A 17,227-nucleotide genomic window follows, 5' to 3' on the forward strand; every position below is an offset into this window, starting at 1 on the left:
ATTAAGCATAGTCAAAATTCGACAGAGGCGAAAACCGGTTACCTGCGCCTTGTGAGAACGCTCGCAAGGCGTTGACGACGCCATGCCGCAAAAGTGGCAACCTAAGATAAAATGTTATCTACTGGCGACATTTCCGCAATATCCGGTAGTGCAAGACTATGAGCGAAGAGATCGAGTTAAAATTTATCATTCACCCCGATGCAGTAGCGACGGTTAAACAGGGCCTGAAAAACTGGCAGAGTGATGTGGGGCACAGCAACCATCTGCATACCCGAAAGTTGGCGAATATTTATTACGAAACCGCCGATGCCTATCTGCGCCAACATGGTATCGGGCTGCGTATCCGTGGAGAAAACGGCCGTTATGAAATGACGGTGAAAACCGCGGGAAAAGTGGTGGGCGGGTTACATCAGCATCCAGAATACAACGTGGATTTACCTGGGCCGCAACTGGATATTCGCCTACTGCCCGCTGAGATTTGGCCGGAGGATTGCGATATCGATGCGCTGGCTCAGGCATTGCAGCCGCTGTTCAGCACCGATTTTCAGCGAGAAGCCTGGGTGGTGTCTCACCATCAGAGCCTGATTGAGATTGCTATAGACCAGGGCGAGGTCAGCGCAGGCGAATTCGTCGAACCGCTGTGTGAACTGGAACTGGAGCTGAAAAACGGCCGCACCGAGGATTTGCTGGCGTTCGCTAGCGAACTGGCTGATATCGGCGGTTTACGGCAAGGGAGCCTGAGCAAAGCTGCCCGTGGCTATCATCTGGCGAAAGGCAATCCGGTACGGCCGCTTAGAACGTTGGGGTTCCTGCCAGTGGAGCCAAAAATGACCCTCGATCACGGCATTGCTGCCGGGTTGGAATATGCGTTTAGTCACTGGCAATACCACGAGGAATTGTGGTCGCGCGGTGATAATGCAGCACGTCAGGCATTGCTGGAGGCCGGTGCGATGATGCGGGAACTGCTGGTGCTGGTGGGGGGCGTGGTGCCGCGCAAGTTAACCTCGGAGTTCCGTGCGGCGTTAACCCATCTTGAAGAGGCGATCGAGCGTACGGAAACAGCGGATACGCTCTGCTACAGCGTCGATTACCTGAAGGGCAAACTGACTTTGACCTCATGGCTGGTAAAACATGGCTGGCGTGGCTACATGGACAACCGTGAGCTGATGCGGTTGCAAAGTTCCTGGAAACGCTTTGCCGATATCATGCTGAGCCGTGGGCTGGCTGAACTGAAAGCGGTATTTAGCCATGCGCTGGATGCGTTGCATTACGCCCAGCAATTGCCGCGCTTGCAGCGAGGCGTGTACGCCTTTTTGCTGTTGGGCGGTGCCTATCCGCCGGAGGACTCCCTCCGTTATTTGCAGCCATGGCGTGAACTGATGCAATTGATTGACGCGCTGTCTGTCGGCCAGAGTATACCCAGCGAGCTGGAGCATTGCCGCAAGCAGGCACTCGAACAGCCGCCGTTCTGGCTGCACAGCGGCCAGTAATCTCGCTGTCGCGCTTCGCGGTTATCGCCTTTCCGGCACCGGCAAGGCGATATTCCCCGATTCACATTTTATTGAGGCTGCCTGACGGGGCAGCTGTGCAAGGATATCGCCATGACCTGTCATCCCGCATCGTTGTTTCCGCTATCTGAACTACTGACCGAGCAGGCGCGCCATGAGGCGGAACGTCTGTCGACTTCCGGGCAGACGCCGTTGGCCGATGAGGCAATGGCGGTACTGATTTGCAGCGAGTTCGTCAGCGATGCGCTGGCACGCTATCCACAGTGGCGGCAGGAAATGGTGCAGCACCCTCCCCAGCCAGAAGAGTGGCGACAGTATGCGGACTGGCTATCGCAGGCATTGAGTGGTGTCAGCGATGAGGCGGCGCTAATGCAGGCGCTGCGCCTGTTCCGTCGCCGCATTCTGACGCGTATCGCCTGGGGGCAATGGTTACACCTTAGTACCACTGAGCAAACCTTACAGCAACTGAGCGTCCTGGCGGAAGGGCTGATCGTTGCCGCTCGCCAGTGGTTGTATGACGTCTGCTGCCGCGAATGGGGCACGCCGTGCAATACGGCGGGCGAACCTCAGCCATTGCTGATTTTGGGCATGGGCAAACTCGGCGGCGGTGAGCTGAACTTTTCCTCGGATATCGACCTGATTTTTGCTTACCCGGAAAACGGCCAGACCCGCGGCGGACGCCGGGAGCTGGATAACGCCCAGTTCTTTACCCGCCTTGGTCAGCGGCTGATTAAAGCGCTGGACCAGCCGACGGTGGATGGCTTCGTTTACCGGGTGGATATGCGCCTGCGGCCGTTTGGTGACAGCGGCCCGCTGGTGATGAGCTTCGCCGCGCTGGAAGATTACTATCAGGAACAGGGGCGCGACTGGGAACGGTATGCGATGGTCAAAGCCCGGCTGATGGGTGGCGATGACGACCACTACAGCCAGGAGTTGATCCGCATGTTGCGGCCGTTCGTGTTCCGCCGCTATATCGATTTCAGTGTGATTCAGTCACTGCGCAACATGAAGAGCATGATCGCCCGTGAAGTGCGGCGGCGAGACTTGCGCAACAACATCAAGCTGGGGGCGGGCGGCATCCGCGAAGTGGAGTTCATCACCCAGGTGTTTCAGCTGATTCGTGGCGGCCGCGAGCCCACATTGCAGGGGCGCTCTCTGCTGCCGACGTTGACGCAGGTTGGCGAGCTGGGGCTATTGACGCCCGTGCAGGCGGCCCAACTGCGCGAGGCTTATCTGTTTTTGCGTCGGCTGGAGAACCTGCTGCAATCAATTGCTGACGAACAAACGCAAACCCTGCCGGAAGACCCGCTTAATCAGGCTCGGCTGGCGTGGGGGATGCGCTGTGATGACTGGTCACTGCTGAGTGAACGCTTACATCAGCAGATGCACGCCGTGCGTGCGGTGTTCCATGAGTTGATTGGTGATGACGCGCCGGACGGCAGCGAAACCCCAGAGCATAGCCATTACAGCAGCCTGTGGCAGGATGGCCTGGATAGCGCCGACCTGGCGACGCTGGCACCTGAACTGACCCCGGAGGTGTGTGAGCGGTTGCTTGCGCGGGTGACGGATTTCCGCGCGGATTTATCCCGTAGAACCATCGGACCACGTGGGCGAGACGTACTTGACCAACTGATGCCCGCATTGCTGGCGCAGGCCTGCGGTCACGCCAACGCTGACGTCATCGTGGCGCGCCTGACGCCGCTGTTGCTGGGCATTGTCACCCGTACCACTTATCTGGAACTGTTGCTGGAGTCGCGCTCGGCGCTGACACAGCTGATCCGGCTGTGTGCCGTGTCGCCAATGATTGCCAGCCAGTTGGCGCGTTATCCGTTGCTGCTGGATGAACTGTTGGATCCGGCCAGCTTGTACCAACCGACCGCGCTGAATGCTTACGCCGACGAATTGCGTCAGTACCTGATGCGGGTGCCGGAAGAGGACGAAGAACAGCAACTGGAAGCGTTGCGTCAGTTCAAGCAGGCGCAGCATTTGCGCATCGCGGCGGCGGATATTGTTGGCGCGCTACCGGTCATGAAAGTGAGCGATCACTTAACTTATCTGGCGGAGGCGATCATCGCCGCCGTAGTACAGCAGGCGTGGAATCAGATGGTGGCGCGTTACGGCCAGCCTGCCCACCTGCACTCTCATTCCGGGCGCGGGTTCGCCGTGGTGGGGTACGGCAAGTTAGGCGGTTGGGAACTGGGCTACAGCTCTGACCTTGATCTGGTGTTCCTGATCGATTGCCCGGATAACGTGGCGACCGATGGTGAACGCAGCATCGACGGTCGTCAGTTCTATTTGCGGCTGGCCCAGCGTGTGATGCACCTGTTCAGCACCCGTACTTCGTCCGGTATCTTGTATGAGGTTGACGCCCGTTTACGGCCATCAGGCGCAGCGGGGATGCTGGTGAGTACCGTGGCGGCGTTCGAGGATTATCAGCGCAATGAAGCCTGGACCTGGGAACATCAGGCGCTGGTGCGTGCCAGGGTAGTGTATGGCGAACCTGCCATTCAGCAGCAGTTTGAGCAGATTCGTCAGCGTATTTTGTGCCGTGAGCGCGATGGCGATGTGCTGCGTACCGAAGTGCGGGAAATGCGAGAAAAAATGCGCCAGCACCACGCCAGCAAAGAGTCAGGGTTTGATATCAAGGCTGATGCCGGTGGCATCACCGACATTGAGTTCATCGCCCAGTATCTGGTGCTGCGTTACGCGGCGCAGGAGCCGCGGCTGACGCACTGGTCCGATAATGTGCGCATTCTGGAGCTGTTGGCCCGCCATGGTGTGATGACGGAAGAAGAGGCTGACGCGCTACGGCTGGCTTACATCACCCTGCGCGATGAAATCCACCATCTGGCGTTGCAGGAGCTGCCCGGTCGCGTTGGTCTGGAACGTTTCAGTGCCGAGCGCGAGCAGGTGCAACAGAGCTGGCAAACGTGGCTGGGGTGAGACGTGTCGCGCAATACAGCCCACTAAACGCTGTGGCTACCCGGAGTCACGTGGTCGTTGAGTGTGATGGCGTGGGCGTTGAATGTGATGGTGTGATAGTTGAATGTGATAGTATAGCGCGCGTTAAAAATGAACCTGTTTTTTGGAGCCAGGGAATGAAAGTAACGCTACCTGATTTTCGCCACGCCGGTGTTTTGGTTGTGGGTGACGTAATGCTGGACCGCTACTGGTACGGCCCAACCAGCCGTATTTCGCCGGAAGCACCGGTGCCGGTGGTTAAGGTGGATACCATCGAAGAGCGTCCTGGCGGCGCAGCCAACGTGGCGATGAACATCGCCGCGCTGGGAGCAGGGTCGCGTCTGGTGGGGTTGACCGGCATTGATGATGCCGCCCGCGCCCTGAGCGCCAAACTCAATGAAGTTAACGTCAAGTGTGACTTTGTTTCCGTCCCCACCCATCCGACCATCACCAAGCTGCGTGTGCTGTCGCGCAATCAGCAACTGATCCGCCTCGATTTTGAGGAAGGGTTTGATAGCGTCGATCCGCAGCCCATGATTGAACGCATCCAGCAGGCATTGCCGAAAATCGGCGCACTGGTGCTGTCTGACTACGCTAAAGGCGCGCTGGTGCATGTGCAGAGCATGATCCAAACCGCCAGAGCAGCCGGTGTACCGGTACTGATCGACCCGAAAGGCACCGATTTCAACCGTTATCGCGGTGCGACGCTGCTGACGCCGAACCTGTCTGAGTTCGAAGCGGTGGCCGGGCGCTGCAAAGACGAAAACGATCTGGTGGAGCGCGGCGAGAAGCTGTTGGCGGAGCTGGATTTGTCCGCACTGCTGGTCACCCGTTCCGAGCAGGGTATGACGTTGTTGCAACCGGGCAAGGCACCGTTACATCTGCCGACGCAGGCGCAGGAAGTGTATGACGTCACCGGTGCCGGTGATACCGTGATTGGTGTGCTGGCGGCGGCGCTGGCGGCGGGCAAACCGCTGGAGGAAGCCTGCTTCCTGGCTAACGCGGCGGCGGGTGTGGTAGTCGGTAAACTCGGCACCTCGACGGTAACGCCGATCGAGCTGGAAAACGCCATTCGCGGCCGTGCCGACACTGGCTTTGGCGTTATGACCGAAGCTCAACTAAAAGATGCGGTGGCGCTGGCGCGTCAGCGCGGCGAAACCGTGGTCATGACCAACGGGTGCTTTGATATTTTGCACGCCGGACACGTCTCTTACCTGGCTAATGCACGCCGCCTGGGCGATCGTCTGATTGTGGCGGTGAACAGCGATGACTCTACCAAACGCCTGAAAGGGCCGAGCCGCCCGGTTAATCCGCTGACGCAGCGTATGATCGTGCTGGGTGCGCTGGAAGCCGTGGACTGGGTGGTGCCGTTCGAGGAGGACACACCGCAGCGCCTGATTAGCGAAGTCCTGCCGGATATTCTGGTGAAAGGCGGCGATTACAAGCCGGAAGATATCGCCGGCAGCAAAGAAGTGTGGGCCAATGGCGGTGAGGTGCGGGTGCTGAACTTTGAAGACGGCTGCTCGACCACCAATATCATCAACACCATCAAAGCCAGAGACTGACGGGCGCGCTTATGTTGGAAAAAGAGTCGAAGCCAGCCGACGGTATCTCTACCGTGTCGGTGCAGATTGACGCACTGCGCGCTCAACTGCGCTATCACGAGTACAAATATCATGTCGAGGATGCGCCGGAAATTCCTGACGCGGAATACGACAAGCTGATGAATGCGCTGAAAACGCTGGAGCAGACGCATCCTGAACTGGTAACGCCGGATTCGCCGACCCAGCGGGTCGGTGCCGCACCGCTGGATGCGTTTGATACCATCGCGCATGAAGTACCGATGCTGTCGCTGGATAACGTCTTCGACGAGACAAGTTTTCTGGCATTCAGTAAGCGCATCAACGACCGCCTGAAAAATGACGGCGAGCTAACCTTCTGTTGCGAACTGAAGCTCGACGGCCTGGCGGTCAGCCTGTTGTATGAAAACGGTCTGTTGGTGCGCGCGGCGACACGTGGCGATGGCACCACCGGTGAGAACATTACCGCCAATATTCGTACCGTCGGTGCGATTCCGTTGCGTCTGCGCGGTGACAACATTCCGGAACGGCTAGAAGTACGCGGCGAAGTGTTCATGAAGCACAAGGGGTTCGATGCCCTGAATGCGCAAGCGCGCCGCACCGGCGGTAAGGTATTCGCCAACCCGCGCAATGCTGCGGCCGGTTCGCTGCGTCAACTGGACCCGCGCATCACCGCGACCCGTCCGTTGACCTTCCTGTGCTACGGCGTTGGGCTGGTTGAGGGGGGAACTCTGCCGGACACTCATTGGCAGCGGCTGATGCAGTTCCGGGACTGGGGGCTGCCGGTCAGCGACCGCATTCGCCTGTGTACTGGCAGCGATGCCGTGCTGGATTTCTACCGTCAGGTGGAACAGGAACGCGAGACGCTGGGGTTCGATATCGATGGCGTGGTGATCAAGGTCAATGCGCTGGCGTTGCAGGAGCGGCTGGGGTTTGTTGCTCGTGCACCGCGCTGGGCGGTGGCGTTCAAGTTCCCGGCGCAGGAACAGTTGACCTGGCTGCGCGACGTTGAATTTCAGGTCGGCCGCACCGGTGCGATTACGCCGGTGGCGCGGCTGGAGCCAGTCGCTGTCGCCGGGGTGGTGGTCAGCAACGCTACACTGCACAATGCCGATGAAATCGAACGTCTGGGGATTCAGATTGGCGACCGGGTTGCCGTCAGACGCGCTGGCGATGTGATCCCGCAGATTGTCAGTGTGGTGCTGTCCGAGCGCCCGGCGGATGCCCGCCCGGTAGTGTTTCCTGAGCAATGCCCGGTGTGTGGTTCAGAGCTGGAGCGGGTAGAAGGGGAAGCCGTGACCCGCTGCACCGGCGGCTTGTTCTGCGGCGCGCAGCGTAAAGAGGCGTTGAAGCACTTTGTTTCCCGTCGCGCGCTGGATGTGGAAGGCATGGGCGATAAGATTATCGACCAACTGGTGGAGAAAGAGTACGTCAAGACACCGGCGGACCTGTTTCGCCTGAGCGCCGGTATCCTGACCGGACTTGACCGTATGGGGCCGAAATCGGCGCAGAATCTGGTGAATGCGCTGAGCAAAGCCAAATCCACCACCTTTGCCCGTTTCCTGTATGCGTTGGGGATCCGCGATGTCGGTGAGGCGACCGCTGCCAGCCTGGCAGCGCATTTTGGTACGCTGGAGGCATTGCAGTCCGCCGATCTGGAGGCGTTACAGCAGGTGCAGGATGTCGGCATCGTGGTGGCGACCCATGTGCGCAATTTTCTTGATGAAGCGCACAACCAACAGGTGATCCAGGACTTGATCAGCGAGAGTATTGGCATTCACTGGCCAGCCCCGGTGGTGGTGGATGTTGAGGCTTCGGATAGCCCGTTCGCCGGGAAAACCGTGGTGTTGACCGGCTCGCTGACGCTGTTGTCTCGTGATGAGGCCAAAGATCGTCTCACGGCACTGGGTGCGAAGGTCAGCGGCAGCGTGTCGAAAAAAACCGATCTGGTGATCGCGGGCGAAGCGGCTGGTTCCAAGCTGACCAAAGCGCAGGAACTGGGTATTGAAGTGATTGATGAAGCGGAAATGATGCGCCTGTTGGGGCAATCGTAAGATGGAAAAGGCGGATCTGCTGGCGATAGCCAATACCCCGATGCCTTTTGGCAAGTACAAAGGCCGGATGCTGATCGACTTGCCGGAAGAGTATCTCCTCTGGTTCGCCCGTAAAAGCGAATTTCCGGCTGGGCGGTTAGGCGAGCTAATGCAGATTACGCTGGCCATCAAGATAGAAGGGTTACAGGGGCTGGTGAAGCCTCTGCGCCGTCCTCAGCCCTGAATCGAGTGGTGGTGATAGCTGTGGTCTGGCGTCTTGAGTCTTATTTCCGCTCCCTACCGTTTTGAGTACCCTAAAAGAAAAAAGCATCATTAATCCGTGTGATAATGATGCTTTGTTCATGCCAGAAAATAATCAGTCAGCGACAGGATTAGATATAGATATTGATGCTGTTCTCATCCGTTGGCGCGTTGACGCCTTCCTGAGGTTTGGTCGATTGCACTGATGACGACAAATCAGACTGTTGGGACTGAGATTGCTGCGTTTTCTGCTGCTGCAACTGCTGAATCTGTGCCTGCAACTGCTGGATTTGCGCCTGAATCAGTACCTGTTGTTGTTTATAAACTTCCTGCTGATTGGCATCCTGGGTCGATGCCAGCTGTGTTGCCAGTTTTGTCGCCTGCTGAGTCAACTTCTGGATCTGTTGATTAAGCTGGGCAATCTGTTGGTCAACGCTGGTACTGCTGCTACCCGAGGACGCAGAGACGGCCGATGTTGCTGAGCCGATAGAGCTTGCCATAAATTCCTCCTGAAAATAGCCATAGTGGCTATGCCGTTATCGGCTCGGCTCAGTGGCACCCTTATCGGCTTTTCGCTTTCCTGACGGAAACTATACAAACCTGGCGAAATAATAACGGCTTGTCAGATATAGGTATCGATAGTGCGATCGGATGACAGCGGGTTGGCCTTTTCCTGTTTGTCGGTCTGTGAGGCCTGTTTGTCGAGTTGTGGAGAAAGTGCCTCAGCCGCTGATTGAGATTGCTGCTGCGCTTTCTGCTGCTGCAGTTGCTGAATCTGCTGCTGTAATTGCTGGATCTGCGCCTGGACCATTTTCTGTTGCTGCTGCAACAGTTGGCGTTCTTCATCGCTCTTGGCTTCGAGCATTTGCTCCGCCGTTTTCGTCAGATCTTTGGTCAAGGTCTGAATCTGTTTGGTGAGTTGCATGATTTTTTGCTCAATACCCACGGTGCTGGTAGCTGTTGCACCTGAGACTGATGATGCTGCTGAACCGACAGAACCTACCATATCTTCCCCCTTGCTTTCCGAAAGCGTTCATAACCACAGTATGGCTATCGGCACGGCTCTGCGGTGACTTTAGCGTTTTATCTTTACGCTGTTGATGGAGCTTGTCACTTGCCTAAAAAGCAAAACCCGCTGGATGGCAGCGGGTTTCGTTATTCGGTTTCACATTTTGATCGGTTAAATGTAAATATCAATCGCGTGTTCGGCAGAGGGGCGATTGACGCCTTCAACTGGCTTGATCAGCGATTTACTTTCCTGCGGTGGCGGCACCTGCTGAGTCTGCAACTGTGCAATTTGACCCTGCATCACGACGATCTGAGCCTGCATCGACTGCTGCTGCCCGTTAATCGTGGTTTCCTGCTGCTTTTTAGTGCTCTCGCCCGATGTCTCGGCGGCTTTCAGGTTTTGCAGATTGCGATCGGAAACCTTTTGTTCAGTGTTGGTTTCGACGCTGGTGGATGCTGGCACCGGCATCACTGCAAACGCAGAGCTGGTAATTGGACTCAGCATACATCCTCCTGATTATGTCGTCTGGGCAGGGGACTGTCCCTGCTATCTCTATTATCGGCACCTGGTGCGATCTTATGAGTGATTATTAACCAAAAAGCGAATTCTATCCACCCTTTGTTCGGGGCGAGGCGTAAAGAATTGTATCTTTACGCCACCCTTTATTTCCCGTAGACATTAATCGCATCAGTTAACCGCAGCGCCTGATTGCTGAGGCAGGTAGCGAACTCGGCTGATTGGTCGACCATGCCGGTATTACCAGCGGTCATCTGCTCGATTTGGGCAATGGAATCGTTGATCAACGACAGTGCGGCGGTTTGCTCGCGGGTGGCGTTGCTGATCTCGCTGATCATGGTGGCGACCTGTTGCACGTCGTTGACGATGTCCTGAATATGCTGACCGGCTTTGTCCACCAGCGCGCTGCCGTTTTCAACGCTGGTCATGTTGGCATCGATCAGCGTTTTAATTTCACGCGCGGCAGACGCGGAATGCTGCGCCAGGTTGCGTACTTCCGCCGCCACGACGGCAAAGCCGCGTCCTTCCACACCGGCTCGCGCTGCTTCCACCGCAGCATTGAGCGCGAGGATGTTGGTCTGAAACGCGATGCTGTCGATGACGCCGATGATATCGACGATTTTGCGGCTGGCGTTTGAGATTGCCTCCATCATGCCGACTGCTTCGGCCATGATATCGCCGCCTTTACTGGCAGACAGGCTGGCGTTTTGTGCCATGCCGGTCGCCTGTATGGCGGTTTCTGCGCTTTGTTGAACGGCAACGGTAATCTGTTCGATGGCTGCCGCTGTTTGTTGCAGATTGGCGGAAGTTTCCTCGGTTCGCGCGCTCAGATCGCCGTTGCTGTCGGCCAACTGTTGGCTGACATTTTTGATGCCTGCGACCTGGGTGCCAACGTCGTCCACCAGCGAATGCAAATTCAGCCCGAACTGATTGACCACCCGCAACAGCAGGCCAATTTCATCTACCCGGTTAAGATGGATACTGTCCGCCCGACGGCCGGATACCACTTGTTGTGCCTGACGCAGAATCAAACGTAGTGGATGTGCGATTTGCCGTTGCAGAAAGTGATCGAGCGCTACCATCAATAGCAGGGTGGCGACAATCGACGTCGCGGCACCGAAACCCAGTAAGATCAGTGCCAGCGGCACCAGCCCACCGATCAGGACGGCTAGCCGTAATCGTGAGCGCACCGATAGCCGTTGGAACAAAGACAGTATTGAGAACAAGCCGGTTCGAACCACCAGCCCTTTATAAAACCGAATATGGCGGGCCTGCTTATTCTGTACTGCTTCGTACAAAGGTTCCGCTGCCTGAATTTCTTCCGCTTTAGGGGTATTGCGTACTGAAATGTAACCAGCAAGCTGATTATGATGATAAACCGGTGTGACGTTGGCACGCACCCAGTAATGATCGCCATTCTTGCGGCGGTTTTTAACCAGGCCGGTCCAGCTATCTCCCTGCTGTAGCGTGTACCACATGTCGGCAAAGGCTTCGATGGGCATATCCGGATGACGCACAAGATTGTGTGGTGTTCCCATCAATTCATGTTCATCAAAACCACTGACGCGGATAAAGGCAGAATTGGCGTAAGTAATATGGCTTTTAACATCCGTGGTCGACATTAATGTGGTGTTGTCATCCAACAGGTATTCCTGTTGTGTAATAGGTGTATTAACCCTCATTGAAAACCCCGATGCTGTATATCAGTATTATATCGTGAGAATAGAAGGACCGACGTGTGAGCACGGTCTGATTAATCACACGAGCTAAGAGGTGTGTTGAATCATTGTTTTTATTTTTTTAATGTAAGGTTAAAAGATGCAAAAAAACGGGCGCTTTAAATATCAAAGCATCCCTAAATAAAATTGTTCCATTTTTTTCAGGGTGAAATTTATGCTTTACGTCTTTGTGTTGTCAATCAAATCATTTTTTGAACAGTGTTTTTTTTACCATCTTTGAGTTTATTAAATATTGTTCGATTTTTTCTTAAACTCGGGGTCACAATAAAAACGTTTTATTAACAGTAATAACGAAAAAGTCCGTTATAAAAATAACAGGCCAAGATGAAAACTATTAAGTGGATTAAAATAGTCACTCAATGAAAGGAACCGCAGGTTGTGTTCTGTCATCAATAAATTTACGCAGAGAATATTGCTAATGAATGTCAGCGATTTAGACGGCGGAGGGTGAACGCGGTTTTGAAATGTTCACCGCCGAATACAAGATCCGGCGGTGAACAAGGAGGAGACGGTCAGGTCACTGGTGCCGGGTTGAACACCGACAAGGCGTTGTGCAGACCCCATTGATCAGACCAGGTTTTTTTCCTGCCGCTGGCAATATCCAGAATAAAGTGGAACAACTGCCAGCCCACATCCTCAATAGTGGCCTCGCCGGTGGCGATGGTGCCTGCGTTGATATCCATCAGGTCATGCCAGCGTTCCGCCAGTGCGGTGCGCGTTGCCATCTTGATAACCGGTACGGCTTTCAACCCGTAAGGGGTGCCGCGTCCGGTGGTGAATACCTGTACCGTGATGCCGGAAGCCAACTGCTGGGTGCCACACACAAAGTCGCTGGCTGGCGTGGCCGCGTAAATCAGGCCACGTTGGGTCGGGCGCTGACCGGGCGACAGCACTTCGACAATCGCACTGGTGCCAGATTTAGCGATTGAGCCCAGCGCTTTTTCCACCACGTTGGCCAGGCCACCTTTCTTATTACCGGGCGACGGGTTGGCGCTACGGTCGGTTTTACCGCTGTCCAGATAATCGTCATACCAGGCCATCTCTTCCAGCAGGCGCTTGCCCACCTCTTCGTTGATGGCGCGCGGCGTGAGTAGATGGATGGCGTCGCGAACTTCGGTCACCTCGGAGAACATCACCGTGGCACCGCAACGTACCAGCAGGTCGGAGGCGAATCCTACTGCCGGGTTGGCAGTCACACCGGAAAAGGCGTCGCTGCCACCACATTGCATACCGACGACCAGTTCAGAAGCCGATACGGTTTCGCGCTGACGGCGGTTGAGCTGTTGCAGATGTTTATCCGCCATCGTCAGGATATCGTCCACCATGGATTTGAAACCAACATGGTGTTCATCTTGCAGTCGCACAATACTGGTGTCGTCCAGTGAAATGGCCTGCACATCCGGCGTGCCTTGCAGCAGTCGTTCTGGCTGAAGTTTTTCACAGCCCAAACCGACCACCAGCACTTCGCCGCCGAAATTCGGGTTCAGCGCCAGATTATGGATGGTGCGAATTGGCACGACCGCAGCCGGGGCATTGATCGCCACACCGCAGCCGTACAGATGGTTAAGTGCGACCACGCCATCGACGTTGGGATAACGGGGCAACAGGTCGCGTTCGATCAGTGTGACGACATAATCCACCACACCGGCGACGCAGTGTACGCTGGTGGTGATACCCAGCAGGTTTTTGGTGCCGACGCTACCATCTGGGTTACGGTAGCCTTCAAAGGTATAACCTTCCAGCGGCGGCAGTGACGGCGGAACGCGGGTTGCAAGTGGCAGCGTTTCCAGCGCCGGGGCGTTGGGCAATTCCACCAGCGATTCGTCGATCCAACTGCCACGGGCGATGTCTCTGAGGGCGTAGCCGATGATTTCGCCATAACGGACGATGGGCTTGCCGAGCGCGATGTCGCTTAATGCTACCTTGTGGCCCTGTGGTACGTGTTCTTTCAGTTCCAGACCGCAGCTGAACCGGGTGCCAGCTTTCAGGCCGTTATTGTTAACGACAATGGCAACATTGTCAGACTCATGGACTTTGATATAAAGCGGCCGCTCACTGGCCACACCCTTATTTGTGTTATCTGACATGGTGCTAACCTTCATGAGTTATACCCGTCATGCATCAGGTTGCCGGGATGTCGGCGTCGCTACCGGCCCGTACTCAGGCCTGCCGCCAACCGAGTTCAAATCGGCTCGCGCCGGTTTGTCACTTACCTCAGCCGCTGACTGCGATAAGTTCCCTGGGAGTTCACTCGGTCGCCGCGTTACAAGGCTCGTTATGAGCCTTGCCCTGAAAAGCCAACGCGAACGTTTTGTCCTGCAACCCGAATTATTGGGGTATATAACGCTGGTTAAAGTTATAACGCGCGGTTTATTTTCACTGTTGCTAATAATGACTTTGCTCGCCACCAGTATAGGGGAGATGGCTTCATCCGGGCATTATGCAATTGACTGACATCCCGATGTGCTGTGCTTAATTTCTCTGGCGAAGAAACAACATGCAGTGAGACTTGTCACATTATTCCGTTCTCTTTGCCCCCTTTCTTTATTGAGGTAACCATTGATGTCGCTGTGTCCTGTGACCTGAACGACAAAAAACGGTGTTTTCGTGAAATGACTCCCAATTCGTTAGGCGATTGCAATAATCCGTGTTGGTGAAGGTGGTTATTGTTGGGCGCTTGTCCAGTGAGACGCCTACCTCCGCCCTTTATAATTCCCTCCAGAAGTCGAAGAGATCCGTGGTTTATTTTTGCTGTTCTGTTTGTTCCTTTGCTCAGGATTCAAACCATTACCGACTCTTGATTTCATTCTGGTAACCCAACCCTACATTGTGTTGTTATTCGGAATGAATGAGCTAACCGCTATCTGAAAGTAGGAGTTCATCATGAATACCGTCAGCACAGCAGCAGGCGTATTACAAAAGAAAACCAACGCCCGTTACTGGATTGTCGTGATGCTGTTTATCGTCACGTCATTCAACTATGGCGACCGCGCTACGATCTCCATCGCCGGTTCCGCCATGTCCAAAGATATTGGTCTTGATGCCGTCGGCATGGGCTATATCTTCTCCGCGTTTTCCTGGGCTTATGTTATAGGCCAAATCCCCGGCGGCTGGCTGCTTGACCGCTTCGGTTCCAAGCGGGTCTACTTCTGGAGTATTTTCACCTGGTCGCTGTTTACCCTGTTGCAAGGGTTCGTGGACCTGTTCCACGGTTCAGCCATCGTAGTTTCACTGTTTATGCTGCGTTTTATGGTGGGGTTATGTGAATCCCCGTCCTTCCCTGGTAATAGCCGTATCGTTGCAGCCTGGTTCCCGGCGCAGGAACGCGGCACCGCTGTTGCCATCTTTAACTCTGCACAGTATTTCGCCACGGTCATCTTCGCTCCCATCATGGGCTGGCTGACGCACGAAGTGGGTTGGGCGCATGTGTTCTGGTTCATGGGCGGTCTTGGCATGGTCATCAGCTTCCTGTGGCTGAAAGTGATTCATGACCCGAAAGATCACCCGAGCGTGAACAAGGCGGAACTGGAGTACATCGAAGCGGGCGGTGCGTTGGTTAACATGGATGCGGCGTCAACGAAAAAAGAGGTCGCTCGTGGCGAGAAATGGCACCAGATTAAGCAATTACTGACTTCCCGCATGATGATGGGGATTTATCTTGGTCAATACTGCATCAATGCGCTGACTTACTTCTTTATTACCTGGTTCCCGGTGTATCTGGTGCAGGCTCGCGGTATGTCGATTTTGAAAGCCGGTTTTGTCGCCTCTATTCCAGCTATCTGTGGTTTTGTCGGCGGCGTACTGGGGGGGGTGATTTCCGACCTCCTGATGCGCCGTACTCAGTCACTGACTATCTCCCGTAAGACACCGATCGTGCTGGGTATGTTGTTGTCCATGTCGATGGTGATTTGTAACTACGTCACCACGGAATGGGTGGTGATTGCGGTGATGGCGGCGGCGTTCTTCGGTAAAGGCATCGGCGCGCTGGGTTGGGCGGTGATGGCAGATACGGCACCGAAAGAAATCAGCGGCCTGAGCGGTGGTCTGTTCAACATGTTCGGCAACATCTCCGGCATTGTGACCCCGATTGCTATTGGCTACATCGTTGGCAGCACCGGCTCCTTCAACGGTGGCCTGATTTATGTTGGTATCCATGCACTGGTGGCGATTCTGAGCTTCCTGTTCATCGTGCAGGATATTAAACGTATCGAATTGAAACCTTATAAACCTCGCTAATTCAGGGTTAAGGACGTGATTATGAGCAGTACACAAGACTCTCCCGTCATTACCGACATGAAAGTCATCCCCGTCGCGGGCTATGACAGTATGTTGCTCAATATTGGCGGTGCGCACGGGGCGTATTTCACCCGCAACATCGTGATTCTGAAAGATAACGCTGGGCACACCGGCGTAGGTGAAGCGCCGGGCGGCGAGGTGATTTACAACACGTTGACGGCGGCAATCCCGCAGGTGGTGGGGGCGCAGGTGGCGCGCATGAACCATCTGGTGCATCAGGTTCACAAAGGTAACCAGTCGTCGGATTTCGACTCGTTCGGCAAAGGTGCCTGGACGTTCGAGCTGCGGGTCAACGCTGTCGCTGCACTGGAAGCCGCCCTGCTGGACTTGCTGGGTCAGCATCTGAATGTACCGGTGGCCGAGTTGTTGGGGCCGGGCAAGCAGCGCGACGAAGTGACGGTGCTGGGTTACCTGTTCTATATCGGCGATCGTACTAAAACCGATCTGCCTTACCTTGCAGGCGAGCAGGGCAAGCATCCGTGGTATCACCTGCGTCACCAAAAGGCGATGGACAGCGAGGCGGTGGTGCGGTTGGCGGAAGCGGCGGCCGATCGCTACGGTTTCAAAGACTTCAAGCTGAAAGGCGGCGTACTGCCGGGCGAACTGGAAGTCGACGCCGTCAAGGCGCTGAAAAAACGTTTTCCAGATGCTCGCATCACGGTGGATCCAAACGGGGCCTGGCTGCTGGATGAAGCGATTGGTTTGTGCAAAGACCTGAACGGCGTGCTGACTTACGCTGAAGACCCGTGTGGTGCCGAACAGGGCTTCTCTGGCCGCGAGGTGATGGCGGAATTCCGTCGCGCTACCGGCTTACCGGTCGCCACCAACATGATTGCCACCAACTGGCGTGAGATGAACCATGCCGTGATGCTACAGGCGGTGGATATCCCGCTGGCGGATCCGCACTTCTGGACCATGCACGGTGCGGTACGGGTCGCGCAACTGTGTGATGAGTGGGGATTGACCTGGGGTTGCCACTCCAACAACCACTTCGATATCTCGCTGGCGATGTTTACCCATGTGGGTGCGGCGGCTCCCGGTAAACCGACCGCCATCGACACTCACTGGATCTGGCAGGAAGGTCAGCATCTGACCAAAGAACCGCTACAGATTGTGAACGGTAAAATTAAGGTGCCGGAACGCCCAGGGCTGGGTATCGAGCTGGATATGGAACAGGTGATGAAAGCCCATGAGCTGCACAAGAAACTGCCGAGCGGCGCGCGTAATGACGCGGCGGCGATGCAGTACCTGATCCCCGGCTGGAAGTTTGATCGCAAGCGCCCGGTGTTTGGTCGCGAATTGCCTAAAAATTCAACGTTTTAAC

12 protein-coding genes are annotated in these 17,227 nt (G+C 55.6%); 7 read left to right on the forward strand and 5 right to left on the reverse strand.

What is annotated here, in order from left to right; genetic code table 11:
- Nucleotides 1-158 precede the first annotated feature (158 nt).
- The 5 genes from OB87_RS09660 (at nucleotide 159) to OB87_RS09680 (ending at nucleotide 8,326) form a co-directional block, all read left to right on the forward strand.
- On the forward strand, nucleotides 159-1,490 hold the full coding sequence (locus tag OB87_RS09660) for a CYTH domain-containing protein (protein WP_033569229.1): 1,332 nt from the start codon (nucleotides 159-161) through the stop codon (nucleotides 1,488-1,490).
- A gap of 111 nt (nucleotides 1,491-1,601) precedes the next feature.
- Nucleotides 1,602-4,451 (forward strand): bifunctional [glutamate--ammonia ligase]-adenylyl-L-tyrosine phosphorylase/[glutamate--ammonia-ligase] adenylyltransferase, encoded by a 2,850-nt coding sequence (glnE, locus tag OB87_RS09665; RefSeq protein WP_033569230.1) that lies wholly within the window; start codon nucleotides 1,602-1,604, stop codon nucleotides 4,449-4,451.
- Between the two features lie 155 nt (nucleotides 4,452-4,606).
- Entirely contained in the window at nucleotides 4,607-6,034 is a 1,428-nt protein-coding gene (gene hldE, locus OB87_RS09670) for a bifunctional D-glycero-beta-D-manno-heptose-7-phosphate kinase/D-glycero-beta-D-manno-heptose 1-phosphate adenylyltransferase HldE (protein WP_033569231.1), read from the forward strand.
- An 11-nt stretch (nucleotides 6,035-6,045) separates the two neighbouring features.
- Nucleotides 6,046-8,103 (forward strand): NAD-dependent DNA ligase LigA, encoded by a 2,058-nt coding sequence (gene ligA, locus OB87_RS09675; protein ID WP_033569232.1) that lies wholly within the window; start codon nucleotides 6,046-6,048, stop codon nucleotides 8,101-8,103.
- Between the two features lies 1 nt (nucleotide 8,104).
- Nucleotides 8,105-8,326, forward strand: coding sequence for a DUF3820 family protein (locus OB87_RS09680; RefSeq protein ID WP_033569233.1), 222 nt, complete (start codon nucleotides 8,105-8,107; stop codon nucleotides 8,324-8,326).
- 148 nt (nucleotides 8,327-8,474) lie between these two features.
- Here OB87_RS09680 and OB87_RS09685 read toward each other — a convergent pair whose 3' ends face one another.
- From OB87_RS09685 to garD, 5 genes are all read right to left on the reverse strand, one after another.
- Nucleotides 8,475-8,843 (reverse strand): FlxA-like family protein, encoded by a 369-nt coding sequence (locus OB87_RS09685; RefSeq protein ID WP_033569234.1) that lies wholly within the window; start codon nucleotides 8,841-8,843, stop codon nucleotides 8,475-8,477.
- Between the two features lie 122 nt (nucleotides 8,844-8,965).
- Nucleotides 8,966-9,349, reverse strand: a complete 384-nt coding sequence (locus tag OB87_RS09690) for a FlxA-like family protein (protein WP_033569235.1) — start codon at nucleotides 9,347-9,349, stop codon at nucleotides 8,966-8,968.
- A 174-nt stretch (nucleotides 9,350-9,523) separates the two neighbouring features.
- Nucleotides 9,524-9,856 carry a FlxA-like family protein gene (locus OB87_RS09695; RefSeq protein ID WP_033569236.1) on the reverse strand — a complete coding sequence of 111 codons (333 nt, stop codon included), beginning with the start codon at nucleotides 9,854-9,856 and terminating at the stop codon, nucleotides 9,524-9,526.
- Between the two features lie 158 nt (nucleotides 9,857-10,014).
- Nucleotides 10,015-11,550: a methyl-accepting chemotaxis protein gene (locus tag OB87_RS09700; protein WP_033569237.1), complete on the reverse strand. Its 1,536-nt coding sequence runs from the start codon at nucleotides 11,548-11,550 to the stop codon at nucleotides 10,015-10,017.
- 569 nt (nucleotides 11,551-12,119) lie between these two features.
- Nucleotides 12,120-13,709, reverse strand: a complete 1,590-nt coding sequence (garD, locus tag OB87_RS09705; RefSeq protein ID WP_395856716.1) for a galactarate dehydratase — start codon at nucleotides 13,707-13,709, stop codon at nucleotides 12,120-12,122.
- A gap of 781 nt (nucleotides 13,710-14,490) precedes the next feature.
- Between garD and OB87_RS09710 the strand changes: the two genes are divergently transcribed.
- A complete protein-coding gene (locus OB87_RS09710) occupies nucleotides 14,491-15,843 on the forward strand; it encodes an MFS transporter (protein ID WP_033569239.1) in 1,353 nt (450 codons plus the stop codon).
- A gap of 21 nt (nucleotides 15,844-15,864) precedes the next feature.
- Complete coding sequence (locus OB87_RS09715; RefSeq protein ID WP_033569240.1) at nucleotides 15,865-17,226, forward strand: enolase C-terminal domain-like protein; 1,362 nt, start codon at nucleotides 15,865-15,867, stop codon at nucleotides 17,224-17,226.
- The last annotated feature ends 1 nt before the right edge of the window (nucleotide 17,227 follow it).

Source organism: Dickeya undicola, from assembly GCF_000784735.1.
Classification (GTDB): domain Bacteria; phylum Pseudomonadota; class Gammaproteobacteria; order Enterobacterales; family Enterobacteriaceae; genus Dickeya; species Dickeya undicola.

Coding starts and splice junctions, on each gene's coding strand:
- OB87_RS09660 (WP_033569229.1), top strand. CDS start 159: ATGAGCGAAGAGATCGAGTTAAAATTTATCATTCACCCCGATGCAGTA.
- glnE (WP_033569230.1), top strand. CDS start 1,602: ATGACCTGTCATCCCGCATCGTTGTTTCCGCTATCTGAACTACTGACC.
- hldE (WP_033569231.1), top strand. CDS start 4,607: ATGAAAGTAACGCTACCTGATTTTCGCCACGCCGGTGTTTTGGTTGTG.
- ligA (WP_033569232.1), top strand. CDS start 6,046: ATGTTGGAAAAAGAGTCGAAGCCAGCCGACGGTATCTCTACCGTGTCG.
- OB87_RS09680 (WP_033569233.1), top strand. CDS start 8,105: ATGGAAAAGGCGGATCTGCTGGCGATAGCCAATACCCCGATGCCTTTT.
- OB87_RS09685 (WP_033569234.1), bottom strand. CDS start 8,843: ATGGCAAGCTCTATCGGCTCAGCAACATCGGCCGTCTCTGCGTCCTCG.
- OB87_RS09690 (WP_033569235.1), bottom strand. CDS start 9,349: ATGGTAGGTTCTGTCGGTTCAGCAGCATCATCAGTCTCAGGTGCAACA.
- OB87_RS09695 (WP_033569236.1), bottom strand. CDS start 9,856: ATGCTGAGTCCAATTACCAGCTCTGCGTTTGCAGTGATGCCGGTGCCA.
- OB87_RS09700 (WP_033569237.1), bottom strand. CDS start 11,550: ATGAGGGTTAATACACCTATTACACAACAGGAATACCTGTTGGATGAC.
- garD (WP_395856716.1), bottom strand. CDS start 13,709: ATGAAGGTTAGCACCATGTCAGATAACACAAATAAGGGTGTGGCCAGT.
- OB87_RS09710 (WP_033569239.1), top strand. CDS start 14,491: ATGAATACCGTCAGCACAGCAGCAGGCGTATTACAAAAGAAAACCAAC.
- OB87_RS09715 (WP_033569240.1), top strand. CDS start 15,865: ATGAGCAGTACACAAGACTCTCCCGTCATTACCGACATGAAAGTCATC.